Origin of the sequence: Actinomadura kijaniata NBRC 14229, assembly GCF_001552175.1 — a bacterium.
In the GTDB taxonomy this organism is placed as follows: Bacteria; Actinomycetota; Actinomycetes; order Streptosporangiales; family Streptosporangiaceae; genus Spirillospora; species Spirillospora kijaniata.
This window is the reverse complement of the sequence record NZ_BCQR01000250.1, coordinates 1-11,627: the sequence shown is the minus strand read 5'-3', so window position 1 is coordinate 11,627 and position 11,627 is coordinate 1. Positions and strand designations below refer to the sequence as shown.

Annotated in this window: 10 protein-coding genes; 2 read left to right on the top strand and 8 right to left on the bottom strand. The window is 73.1% G+C overall.

From position 1 onward, the window contains the following. Positions 1-216 precede the first annotated feature (216 nt). Positions 217-657, bottom strand: coding sequence for a DUF1707 SHOCT-like domain-containing protein (locus AKI01S_RS46115; protein WP_067832734.1), 441 nt, complete (start codon positions 655-657; stop codon positions 217-219). A gap of 2 nt (positions 658-659) precedes the next feature. After that, positions 660-1,334 carry a PadR family transcriptional regulator gene (locus tag AKI01S_RS46110; RefSeq protein ID WP_067832740.1) on the bottom strand — a complete coding sequence of 225 codons (675 nt, stop codon included), beginning with the start codon at positions 1,332-1,334 and terminating at the stop codon, positions 660-662. Between the two features lie 176 nt (positions 1,335-1,510). Between AKI01S_RS46110 and AKI01S_RS46105 the strand changes: the two genes are divergently transcribed. Together AKI01S_RS46105 and acnA are read left to right on the top strand one after the other, a co-directional pair. Beyond that, positions 1,511-2,950 (top strand): hypothetical protein, encoded by a 1,440-nt coding sequence (locus AKI01S_RS46105; protein WP_067832731.1) that lies wholly within the window; start codon positions 1,511-1,513, stop codon positions 2,948-2,950. Positions 2,951-3,191: 241 nt separating this feature from the next. Beyond that, positions 3,192-6,002: an aconitate hydratase AcnA gene (gene acnA, locus AKI01S_RS46100; RefSeq protein ID WP_174567476.1), complete on the top strand. Its 2,811-nt coding sequence runs from the start codon at positions 3,192-3,194 to the stop codon at positions 6,000-6,002. Positions 6,003-6,069: 67 nt separating this feature from the next. Here the strand turns inward: acnA and AKI01S_RS46095 are convergent, their stop codons facing one another. From AKI01S_RS46095 to AKI01S_RS46075, 6 genes are all read right to left on the bottom strand, one after another. Continuing rightward, entirely contained in the window at positions 6,070-6,357 is a 288-nt protein-coding gene (locus AKI01S_RS46095) for a hypothetical protein (protein WP_067832729.1), read from the bottom strand. Positions 6,358-6,451: 94 nt separating this feature from the next. Beyond that, complete coding sequence (locus tag AKI01S_RS46090) at positions 6,452-7,066, bottom strand: hypothetical protein (RefSeq protein ID WP_067832727.1); 615 nt, start codon at positions 7,064-7,066, stop codon at positions 6,452-6,454. A 129-nt stretch (positions 7,067-7,195) separates the two neighbouring features. Continuing rightward, positions 7,196-8,290: a terpene synthase family protein gene (locus tag AKI01S_RS46085; protein ID WP_218010075.1), complete on the bottom strand. Its 1,095-nt coding sequence runs from the start codon at positions 8,288-8,290 to the stop codon at positions 7,196-7,198. Between the two features lie 102 nt (positions 8,291-8,392). Continuing rightward, a complete protein-coding gene (locus tag AKI01S_RS51445; RefSeq protein WP_157420627.1) occupies positions 8,393-8,563 on the bottom strand; it encodes a hypothetical protein in 171 nt (56 codons plus the stop codon). Between the two features lie 77 nt (positions 8,564-8,640). Further along, on the bottom strand, positions 8,641-9,678 hold the full coding sequence (locus AKI01S_RS46080; protein ID WP_245682070.1) for a polyprenyl synthetase family protein: 1,038 nt from the start codon (positions 9,676-9,678) through the stop codon (positions 8,641-8,643). 468 nt (positions 9,679-10,146) lie between these two features. Continuing rightward, on the bottom strand, positions 10,147-11,627 hold a 1,481-nt coding region (locus AKI01S_RS46075; protein WP_157420626.1), incomplete at its 5' end, for an MMPL family transporter.

The window sequence follows — 11,627 nt, the reverse complement described above, 5'->3', positions numbered from 1 at the left end:
GGCGACGCCGAGCTCGCGCAGCCGGTCGGCGACCAGGTCGGCGGCCCGGGGCCCGCCCGGCGGGCGGGCGGCGAGCCGTTCGACCGTGGCGCGCAGGTCGCCCTCCGGCGGCCGGGGCACGGGCGTGACCGGGTGCAGGAACCGTTCGGGCGACATGATGAGACGTTTTCACGATCCCCGTGCCCGGTCCACGCCCGCCGCGTGGCCGTCTCCGGCTCAGCGGCCCCGGTGCCCGGCGGCCAGGTGGAACACCGCCCGCAGGACCAGCGCCAGCAGCGCCAGCTGGACCACGGCGAAGACCGCAGTCCCCGCCCCGGCCGTGAACGTCACCACCAGGAACACCGCCATCAGCAGCGGGAACGCCGGAACCGGCCCCCGGCGCGCCGGATACCGGTGGTGCCCCGGGTGCCAGTGGTGCGCCGGATGGCCGTGACCGGCCCGCGCGACGGGCCACCGCTCGGCCGGCGGCCCGTGCGGTTCGGGCAGGTCGCGGACGACGCCGCGCAGGTCGCCCCGCGTCCGCGCGGCCAACGCGACGTCGAGCCGCTCGTCCAGCTCCTCGCGCGTCAGCCGCCCGGCCGCGAAGTGGTCGTGCAGCGCCGCCGCCATGGCGTCGCGTTCGGCGTCACCGACGCGCAGCTCGTCGGAGCGGGCCACCGTCACTCCTCGTCGGCCGTCGGGGCGTCGTCGGCCAGCAGCCGGTACAGGCTCCGGCGCGCCTCGGCCAGGATCCGCTCGGCCCGCGCGACCTGCTCGGGCGAGCCGGAGTGGACGATCTGCATGACCGCCGCCCCGGTCTGCGCGGCCTCCCGGAACAGGTCCGGCACGCCCTCCCCGAAGCTGGGGGCCATCTGCGCCCAGGGCTCGCGCACCTCCTCCTCGTGGGACTCCACGTAGGCGCGGCCCTCGTCGGTGAGGTGGAACGTGCGCCGCCCGTCGCCCTCCTCACCCCGGATCAGGCCCTCGTCGGCGAGCTGCTGCAACGCCGGGTAGACGGCGCCCGGGCTGGGCTTCCACGCGCCGTCGCTGCGTTCGGCGACCTCCTGGATGATCTGGTAGCCGTTGCGGGGCCCCTCGGCGAGCAGCGCCAGGATCGCGGCCCGCACGTTCCCCTTGGGCGCCTTGCCGCCGCGCCCCCAGCCGCCGCGCCGCCCGCGCGCCCACGGCGGACCCCAGGGACCGGGCGGCGGGCCCCACGGCCCGGGCCCGCCGAACGGCCATCCCGGCATGCCCTCGGCCCGGGACCCGCACTCGTGCCGGTACCTGGCAGCCTTCGCCCCGAGCGCCGCCGCCGCGAACGCCCACCGGGGATCGAACCCCCGTCCTCCGTGCATCTCCTCCACCGCCTTCCGAGATCGTTCTCTGATCTCTCGCGATACGACAACGATATATCGAAGACGTACGGCTGGGCGAGAGGGTTCCCGGGACATCCGGGGCTCCGGCCGACGCCACTGATCGTCTAATCTGTGTCCCCGCGCGGTGAGCCGCGTTCCCCCTGGGCAGGAGCCTGATGAGCGAGCAGTCCTATCGTCTTCCGCGCCGGCTGCGGGCCCGGTACGCGATCCTCGGTCTCGGTGGGCTCAACGGCTGGATCGCGGTCCCGCCGTTCGCGCTCGCCCTCGTGGCCCCGTTCCTTCCGGGCGTGCCGTGGCCGGTGGCGCTCCTCCCGCTGGCGTGCGGGCTGGCCCTGGCGGGCGCGAAGGTCTACGAGAAGCTGGACGGCCGCCGGAGTTCGCGGGAGTTCGCCTTCGAGAGAGCCGAGAGGGCGCTGCGGACGGTCGACGAAAGCGACTTCGCGCCCGCCCCCCACGTCACCCCCGGCACGCTCGCCCTCCGCGACGCCCTGCTGCGCGACGTCGCCGAGCTCCGCCGGGCGCTGGCCGAACGGGACGCCGTCCGCTGCGAGCCGCTGACGAGGCGCTGCGACCGCGGCCTGGCGCTTCTGGAACTGCGCTGGCACGGCAGGGCCGTGACCGAGACCTGGTGGTCCGGGATCTCGTTCCGGGACGCGGAGGGCGCGCCCGCCTGGGAGCGGAGGGGGTCGATGCCGCTGCGCTCGTTCGAGGGCAGGGGGAACGCCACGGTGCCGGTGTCCCTCGAACTTCCCGACGAGCTGCTGCTGGAGTTCGCGCCGGAGCCCGGCGTCCGGGGCCGGGTGAACGTCCAGGACGAACGCCGGAAGGCCGACCCCTACGGCATGAGGGTGTTCGCGCCGGGCGTGCCGGTCCGCAGGCCCTACCGCCCCCCGCTGGTCTTCCGCAGGTTCGGCGGGATCAAGTCGCACGGCTACCTGAAGGTCACCTGTGAGGGGTCGTGGACCCTGCGGCTCCTGGAGCCCGGCGCGATGCCCCGCTTCACCGTCCTGGCCGAGGGGCACGGCGACGAGGTCCTGCTCTACACCGGCCCGCCCGCGACGCTGACGCTGGAGGCCGCGGGACCCGTGACGCTGACCGGCCTGGACGAGGCCCTGAGGCCGGACGGCCGGACCGCCCTGGAGAAGCCGGGGAGCGTGCCCGTCGCCGGCCCGGCCCCGCTCGCCGTCCGCTGCGAGTCACCCTGGCGCCTCACGGCCGAGCCGATCGACGTGGAGATGGCGCCGCCGCGCGACTTCGACGAGACGGTCACCGGCACCGGCGGCGAGATCGTCCGCTACACCGGCCCCACCCGCCTGCTGGCCGCCCGCGTCCCGGAGGGTGACGGCGACTTCCGCCTGGACCTGCTCACCCACGCCCTGACCTTCGACGCCCCCGTCTTCCGCCGCCACTACGGCAACCGCGACGACGACAAGATCACGTTCCTGGCCCGGACGGGCTCGCTCCTCCGGATCGGCGGCACCGGCGGCGACTGGACCCTGGTCCCGGCCCCGCCGGACCCGGTCCCCCCGGACCCGCTCCCGGTCGACCCGCTCGCGCCCGGCTTTCCTGGCGGCTCGCGCACCCGGGTGGTCTAGCGCCGCCGTGGCCACCGACACACTTGGGCTACCCGAGGGTAACTTGATATCGAGATAAAATCAGAGGTAGCTTGACGTCAAGAGAAAAGCTGCGGAAGTTAGGCGAACCTGAGTCCCAAGCAGACTTTCGGCTAGGGCAGGATTCAGGGGGAATGGAAACCCGTTGCCCCGGCCCGCGCGGGTGATCCGCGCACCGGTCGGATGGGCCCATATCGATAGTCAGTGCAGACGCCGCGCCGCCATGTCTCGGACCGGGCGCGCGGTGGTGACGGAGGAGGAGTCCGTGTCCACGAACAGCTTCGACAGCCGCAGCGAGCTGCGGGTCGGCGAGAAGAGCTATGAGATCTACCGGCTGGACGCGGTGGAGGGCTCGGCCCGGCTCCCGTACAGCCTGAAGGTGCTGCTGGAGAACCTGCTGCGCACCGAGGACGGCGCCAACGTCACCGCCGACCACGTCCGCGCCCTGGCGAACTGGGACCCGAACGCCCAGCCGAGCCAGGAGATCCAGTTCACCCCGGCCCGTGTGATCATGCAGGACTTCACCGGCGTGCCGTGCGTGGTGGACCTGGCGACCATGCGGGAGGCCGTGCGCGACCTGGGCGGCGACCCCACCAGGATCAACCCGTTGGCGCCGGCCGAGATGGTCATCGACCACTCCGTCATCGTCGACTACTTCGGCACCCCCGAGGCGTTCGAGCGCAACGTGCAGGTCGAGTACGAGCGCAACCGGGAGCGCTACCAGTTCCTGCGCTGGGGCCAGACCGCGTTCGACGAGTTCAAGGTCGTCCCGCCCGGCACCGGCATCGTCCACCAGGTGAACATCGAGCACCTGGCCCGCGTGGTGTTCGACCGGGACGGCGTCGCCTACCCCGACACCTGTGTCGGCACCGACTCCCACACCACCATGGAGAACGGCATCGGCGTCCTCGGCTGGGGCGTCGGCGGCATCGAGGCCGAGGCCGCGATGCTCGGCCAGCCGATCTCCATGCTGATCCCGCGCGTGGTCGGCTTCAAGCTGACCGGTGAGCTCCACCCCGGCACCACCGCCACCGACCTGGTGCTGACCATCACCGAGATGCTGCGCCAGCACGGCGTGGTCGGCAAGTTCGTCGAGTTCTACGGCGAGGGCGTCGCGGCGCTGCCGCTGGCCAACCGCGCCACCATCGGCAACATGAGCCCCGAGTTCGGCTCCACCTGCGCGATCTTCCCGATCGACCAGGAGACCCTGGACTACCTGCGCCTGACCGGCCGTGACGAGGAGCAGATCGCGCTCGTCGAGGCGTACGCCAAGGAGCAGGGCATGTGGCTCGACCCGTCGGTCGAGCCGGAGTTCTCCGAGTACCTCGAACTGGACCTGTCCACCGTCGTCCCGTCGCTGGCCGGCCCCAAGCGCCCGCAGGACCGCATCGCGGTGTCGGAGGCCAAGCAGACCTGGCGGCGCGACGTGCGCAACTACGTCGCCAGCATCCAGGGCCCGGCCGACGAGGCGTCCGACGAGTCGTTCCCGGCCTCGGACTCCCCGGCCATCAGCCACAGCGGCAACGGCGACAAGCCGCGCGCGCACGGTGACGGCAGCGCCGACCGCCCGAACCGCCCGACCCCGGTGAAGATGGAGGACGGCACCGAGTTCACCATCGACCACGGCATCGTCGCGGTCGCGGCCATCACCTCCTGCACCAACACCTCCAACCCGTACGTCATGGTCGGCGCGGGCCTGCTGGCCAAGAAGGCGGTCGAGAAGGGTCTCACCCGCAAGCCGTGGGTGAAGACCTCCCTGGCCCCCGGCTCCCAGGCCGTCACCGACTACCTGGAGCGCGCGGGCCTCAGCCCGTACCTCGACAAGATCGGGTACAACCTGGTCGGCTACGGCTGCACCACCTGCATCGGCAACACCGGCCCGCTCCAGCCGGAGATCTCCAAGGCCATCAACGACAACGACCTGGCCGTCACCGCCGTCCTGTCGGGCAACCGGAACTTCGAGGGCCGCATCAGCCCGGACGTCAAGATGAACTACCTGGCGTCCCCGCCGCTGGTCATCGCCTACGCCCTGGCCGGCACCATGGACATCGACATCCTCAACGACCCGATCGCCGAGGGCGCCGACGGGCAGCCGGTGTACCTGAAGGACATCTGGCCGTCGCCGGAGGAGGTCGCCGAGATCGTCAACTCCTCCATCGGCCAGGAGATGTACGTCCGCAACTACGCCGACGTCTTCAAGGGCGACGAGCGCTGGCGCGGCCTGGACATCCCGACCGGCGGCACCTTCGAGTGGGACCCGGCCTCCACCTACGTGCGCAAGGCCCCCTACTTCGACGGCATGCAGACCGAGCCCGCCCCGGTCACCGACATCCACGGCGCCCGCGTGCTGGTCAAGCTGGGCGACTCGGTCACCACCGACCACATCTCCCCGGCCGGCTCCATCAAGGTCGGCACCCCGGCCGCGCAGTACCTCCAGGAGCACGGCGTCGCCGTCAAGGACTTCAACAGCTACGGCTCGCGCCGCGGCAACCACGAGGTCATGATCCGCGGCACGTTCGCCAACATCCGGCTGCGCAACCAGCTGCTGGACGGCGTCGAGGGCGGCTACACCCGCGACTTCACCCAGCCGGACGCGCCGCAGTCGTTCATCTACGACGCCGCGCAGAACTACGCCGCCCAGGGCACCCCGCTCGTGGTCATCGCGGGCAAGGAGTACGGCTCCGGCTCCTCCCGCGACTGGGCCGCCAAGGGCACCGCGCTGCTGGGCGTCCGCGCCGTCATCGCCGAGTCCTACGAGCGCATCCACCGCTCCAACCTGATCGGCATGGGCGTGCTGCCCCTGCAGTTCAAGGAGGGCGACTCCGCCGAGTCCCTCGGCCTGACCGGCACCGAGACCTTCGAGATCACCGGGATCGAGAAGCTCAACGAGGGCGGGACCCCGCGCGAGGTCACCGTCAAGGCCGACGGCAGGGAGTTCCAGGCCGTCGTCCGGATCGACACCCCGGGCGAGGCCGACTACTACCGCAACGGCGGCATCATGCAGTACGTCCTGCGCAACCTGCTGCGCAAGTAGGACACCCCACCAACGAACGGGCCGCCTCCCTCACGGGGAGGCGGCCCGTTCCGCGCTCAGGGGGTGGTCATCTGATGTACAGCTCGTGGGCCCCGCCGTCCGCCTCGCAGCGGTACTCCCGTGCGCCGCCGCTCAGCAGCAGCGCCACTCCCTGGCCGTTGCACAGGAAGGTGCTGGGGTAGTGCGCGATGAAGCGCCACGAGCGCCAGGGGCCGTCGTATCCGTCGTCGTAGATGTGGATGTCGGACGGCCGCGCGCCGGTGGCCTGGGCCGTCGGGACGGCGGCCACCGATCCGGCGCCGCAGGCGAGGACGAGGGCCGCGGCCGCGAGAAGGCGTTTGCCGAGGGGGGACATGGGGGCTCCTTCGCACAGAGGGGACGGGATCGGCCGATAGGAGAGGCCGACGCTCCTAGAGGTTCCCCTCTCGACACTCTGCGTAAAATAACAATTACATAGAGTCACTGATCCGAGGGCGGCCCAGGCGGCGCAGCATCCCCACCAGCGACGGCCCGCCGGACGGCCGCGCGGGCCGCCGCGGGGCCGGCGCGTCGACCCCCATGAGCTCGCGCAGGTTCTCGCTGAACTCCTGGTAGATCCACTGCGGGCTCACCAGCTCGGGGGAGGGCAGCCGGTCGTGCAGGGCGAAGCGGCGGGCCGCCTCGCGTTCCGACTCGCTGCTCTGGCCGATGTCGAACCGCAGCTTCAGCAGCGAGCAGTACCGTCCGGGGACGACGGGCAGGTGGACCTGGAGCCGGTGCAGGGCCAGCGCCTGTCGGCCCACCGCCAGGGACTCCTCGGCCGCCAGGTACTCGGCGTACAGGTCGCCGACCCGCCGGAGGTGGTCGACCAGCAGGTCCCGGCCGTGCCGGTCGCGCGACCGCGCGTCCTGCTCCCGCAGCCGCCGCTCGGCCTCCTCCCGCTCGCCGCGCAGCCGGACCCCGGCGTGGCGGACGTCGCGGGTGAGCACGCGCAGCGCCACCAGGAACCCGCAGGCCGTGACGATCGTGGCGCAGGCGGGGACCACGTCCGCCACCACGGAGGCGGCGTCCACCGGCACCAGCATGATCGTCCTATCCGTTCCGCGTCGGCAGTGCTCGGGCTGTCGCGAAGCGAGAATGCCGATCTCGGGCCGGGGCGGCCGATCGTTTTACCGGAAGTTGGCGGCCCCCTGCGGACCGGAGACGCGGGCCGGTCAGAGCAGGCGGTCCCACCACCAGGCGATGGCCGGGATCGGCAGCGGCCGCGTGCTGGCGTCGGACGGCCCGTCGGCCCACTCGGGGGTGCCGAGCGGCAGGCTCGTGACGTCCCGGTGGTTGTAGCGGAGCGTCCGGAACGCCCAGTCGATGTTGCCGCGGATGGCGTGCCCCAGGCAGTCCAGGTACAGGCGCAGCTCCCGGCTCGCCCGCGGCTGGATCCGCTCCCGCAGCTCCAGGAAGCGGCTCATCACGCGGTCCCGCATCCCGACCGCCCGCTCCAGTGCCTCGTGCGGCGCGCGGCCCTCGTGGCGGACCAGCACGTTGATGATGTTCTGGTCGGTGTGCCGCTGCCCGCACTCCTTGTTGTAGGAGTGCAGGTCGTTGTCCCAGGAAGCGACGGTGACGGCCATCTCGGTCAGCGCGCGGACCGCCGGCGCGTCCATCTCGCGCCCCGGCACCTCGGCGCCGCAGGCGATCTCCAGCATCGCCAGCGTCGGCGCGCCGCCCGCGCTGTGCAGGCGCATGGCGGTGTAGTCCGCCAGGTCGGGCATGTGCCCGCGGGCCTGGTTGGAGATCTGCCAGGCCACGGCGAACAGCCAGGCGCGGTGCGCGTCGTGGAACCGCCGCACCTGGACGGGGGTGGCGCACTCCTGGAACGAGCGCCCGATGTCCTGCAACGCGGTGACCAGCGGGTCGTCGCCGAACGCGGCGTGCGGGACCTCCAGCGCCCGCTGGAGGGGACCGGCCATCGCCAGGAAGCGGTCCGGTCGCGCGCTGAACGGCCCGGCGTCGCAGCGCGCGTCGTCGAAGGCGAAGCCCCAGTACACCCAGTGGGCGGCCATCTGCACGTTGTGCTCGACGCCGTGGGGCGCGAAGCGCGCGTAGAACTCGGCGCTGTTGGTGCCCAGCAGCCGCGCGCGGTCGGTGTCGTCCCGGTGGAAGGCGACCCGGTCGATCCACTCGATCGCGCGCCTCTCGATCTCGTCCGCCCGAGGGTGGATCGCCGACTCCACCGGACAGTAGAAGGGCGGCGGCCGCAGGGGAGCGGCCGGTGCGGTGTCGGTGGTGTCCGGTTGCGCTGCTGTGCTCAATGCCGGTCCTGTGCTCTGGCCCACCTGGGCGGGACGTCGTCTGGGGACGGGTCGGGGGGCCGGCGTGCCGGGAACGGTCGCCCGGCACGCCGCCCGCCGCGCCTAGAAGAACCAGAAACCACCGTGGGGGCGGCCGGGTCCGTTGAGGAACGTGTCCACGATGCTGCTGAGGCCCTCGCCGTCGGCCGGGGCGGCGCTCGCCACGCCCGCGCCGAGGCACAGGACGCCGACGGTGAGGAGGACGATGGTGAGGGGGCGACGGATGCGATCCATGGGGGGCCTTTCCGTGAGGTGGTGATTGCACACAGTAGTTTTCCATGACTCTGCGTAGCCAAACGGCGACTGTCCTCTCACCACTGCCGGTCCGCCAGCGAGCGCACCACGGCGATCAGCTCCGCCGCCGCGGGTTCGGCCAGCCCCAGGCCGCGCAGGCCGCTGACCGCGGTGTCCAGGTGGTGCCGCGCCATCCGCTCGGCCGCCGCCCGGCCGCCCGCGTCCGCCACGAGCGCGGCGGCCTGCCGCACCTCCGGCCCGGTGCGCTCGCCCGACAGCAGCTCCGCCAGCCGGTCGCCTCCCCGGGGGTCGGCCAGCGCCGCCAGCACCGGGGCGGTCTTCTTGCCGCGCCGGAGGTCGCTGAAGGCGGGCTTGCCGGTGACCGAGGGGTCGCCCCAGATCCCCAGCACGTCGTCGACCGCCTGGAAGGCCAGCCCGAGGTGGCGCCCCGCCTCCTCCAGTCCCGCCACCACGCCGGCCGGCGCGCCCGCCAGCGCGGCCCCGATCGCGGCGGAGCAGCCCAGCAGCGCGCCGGTCTTGCGGACGGCCATGTGGCGGTACTCCGCCAGGGTGACCGCCCGGGGCCCGGTCCAGGGCCGCTCCTCGAACGCCACGTCCGCCGCCTGCCCGCCGACCAGGTCCAGCAGCATGCGGGCCAGCAGGCGGGCGGCCTCGCCGTGCCGTTCACCCGGGGCCTCCGCCAGGGCGCCCAGGGCGAGGGCGAGCAGCGCGTCGCCGGTCAGCACGGCCGTGCCCACCCCGTAGGCCTTCCACAGCGACGGGCGGTGCCGCCGCCGCTCGTCGCCGTCCATGATGTCGTCGTGCGCGAGCGAGAAGACGTGCACCAGCTCGACGGCGACGGCGCCCGCCACCACGGTGTCGGGCGGGGCGCCGACGGCCTGCGCGCCCAGCAGCGCCAGCGCCGGACGCAGCCCCTTGCCCGCGCCGTGCCCGTCGGCCCGCCCGTCGCTGTCCCACCAGCCCAGCGCGAAGCCGCACCTCATCTCCAAGTCGCGGTCCAGCGCGCCGACCGTCGCGCGCAGCGCCGGCTGCACCAGGTCCCGGCAGCGGGCCAGGGACTCGGCGGCCTCGAACGTCGCTGTCTGTGTGCTCATCGTCATGTCCGCTCCGGATCGTGGTGGTAAGGGGGACGGCCCGGCGTCCGCGCGCTCGGACCGAACGAACTGCGAATTTCCGGGCGGCTGCTTTCTCAAACGCTTTCCGTCCGCTGATGATCCGTAGTTTGCCAGACCGTGGATCGGCTCCCTCATATGGCGACATGGCGATACAAAAACGGGAAGGCGTCTCGGTGGCGAAAGGGTTCGGCGTGGCACTGGAAGGGCCCGTATCCCTCTGACGTGCGGAGATGTGCGACCATCCACTCGTCGAGGTGGCCGAGGGTAAAGGGCTATTCCTTTCAAGTGGGCATATTCACCGGTTCGGGCTCGTCCTTGGGTGAGTGGGTGATTCCGTGGCCGTCACGTTGAGCGCACCCTTCGGCGAGGGATTGCGGAAAGGAAGAAAACGCCGTCATTTCCGCACCGTTTCGGAAAGGGAACGCCCGGCCGGCGCGCGTTCCGCGGTCACCTGGCCCGGACGCCGGACAGGGCGCGCAGCGTCCGCCGGACGCGTCCGGAGGGCGGCGCTCCGTCCCCGCCCTCCTCCAGGCCCAGCCTCCGGTGCAGCCGCGCCAGCGGCACGGGCGCCCACCAGTTGGCCGGGCCGGTCAGGCGCATGAAGGCCGGGACCAGCACGCCGCGCACCAGGGTCGCGTCGACCAGCACGGCCAGCGCCAGCCCCAGGCCGTTCATCTTCAGCACGGTGTTGCCGGACAGGACGAGGGAGCCGGTGGTCAGGGCGATCACGCAGGCGGCGGCGGTGACGAGGCGGCCGGTGGTCGCGATGCCGGTGACGACCGCGCCGTCGTGGTCGCCGGTGGCGCGGTGGTGCTCGCGGATCCGCGACAGCAGGAAGACCTCGTAGTCCATGGACAGCCCGAACGCCACCGTGAGCGTCAGCACGAGGGTGATGGCCTCCAGATGGCCGGTCAGGGCGAAGTCGCCCACCAGGCCGCGCAGGCGGCCGTCCTGGAAGATCGCGACGATGGCGCCGCAGCTGGCGGTGAGGCTGAGCGCGCCCAGCAGCAGGGCCTTCACCGACACCAGGATGCCGCCGGTGAACAGGAACAGCAGGACCACGGTGCTGACGGCGATCACGGCGACGGCGGCCGGGAGCGCCCGGCCCATCGCCGTCAGCGTGTCGTTCACCTGCGCCGTCCGGCCGCTCACCAGGCGGCGGCCGGGGGCGGGCTCGGCGCGGACGCGTTCCAGCAGCCGCCCGGCGGCCCGGGACTGCGGATCGGGGCGGCCGCTCACGACCACGAGCGTGGCCCCCCGGGAGGTGAACGACCGCGCCCGCTCCTTGCGGACTCGCGACCCGGCGTCACCGCGCGACCTGGCACCACGGGACTTGCCGTGGGATGCGGTACGGGACCGGTCGCGGAGCCCGGCCTCGGACCGGACGCGGCCCGGGTAGACGCCGGTCGCGGTCTGCACCGCGACGACCTGGGGCAGCGCCGCCAGCCGCCGCGCGTAGTCGGCGAGGTCGCGGCGGTCGCCCGGCCGGGCGGCGTCGAGACCCGGCAGGACGACGTGCAGGTCGCGGTCCACCTGCCGGGTGAAGTCGCGCCTGATCTGCCGGGCGGTGGCGTGCGCCTCCGCGCTGACCGGCAGGATCCGCTCGTCGGCGATGCCGAACCGGACGTGCAGGAACGGCAGCGTCAGCATCAGCAGCAGGACCGCGCACCCCCCGCCGAGGGCCACCGGCCGGCGGACGGCGGCCAGGGCGACGCGCCGCCACAGCAGGCTCTCCTGCTCGGCCACGCGGCGACCGAAACCGCAGACCCTGGCGATCGCCCATCCGGGGCCGCCCAGCAGCACGGCGGCGGCGCCCCCGGCCGTCAGCGGCCGGCGGGCCAGCGCGCGCACCAGGGACTGCGCCAGGGCCGCCCGGGCGATCCCGCCCGCCCCCACCGCCGGACGGCGCCGACCGGCGGGCAGCAGGT

Bases quoted from the DNA above. Each gene is read 5' to 3' on its own strand.
- AKI01S_RS51445 (WP_157420627.1), bottom strand. From the start codon at position 8,563: ATGGATCGCATCCGTCGCCCCCTCACCATCGTCCTCCTCACCGTCGGC.
- AKI01S_RS46105 (WP_067832731.1), top strand. From the start codon at position 1,511: ATGAGCGAGCAGTCCTATCGTCTTCCGCGCCGGCTGCGGGCCCGGTAC.
- AKI01S_RS46090 (WP_067832727.1), bottom strand. From the start codon at position 7,066: ATGCTGGTGCCGGTGGACGCCGCCTCCGTGGTGGCGGACGTGGTCCCC.
- AKI01S_RS46110 (WP_067832740.1), bottom strand. From the start codon at position 1,334: ATGCACGGAGGACGGGGGTTCGATCCCCGGTGGGCGTTCGCGGCGGCG.
- AKI01S_RS46095 (WP_067832729.1), bottom strand. From the start codon at position 6,357: ATGTCCCCCCTCGGCAAACGCCTTCTCGCGGCCGCGGCCCTCGTCCTC.
- acnA (WP_174567476.1), top strand. From the start codon at position 3,192: ATGTCTCGGACCGGGCGCGCGGTGGTGACGGAGGAGGAGTCCGTGTCC.
- AKI01S_RS46080 (WP_245682070.1), bottom strand. From the start codon at position 9,678: ATGAGCACACAGACAGCGACGTTCGAGGCCGCCGAGTCCCTGGCCCGC.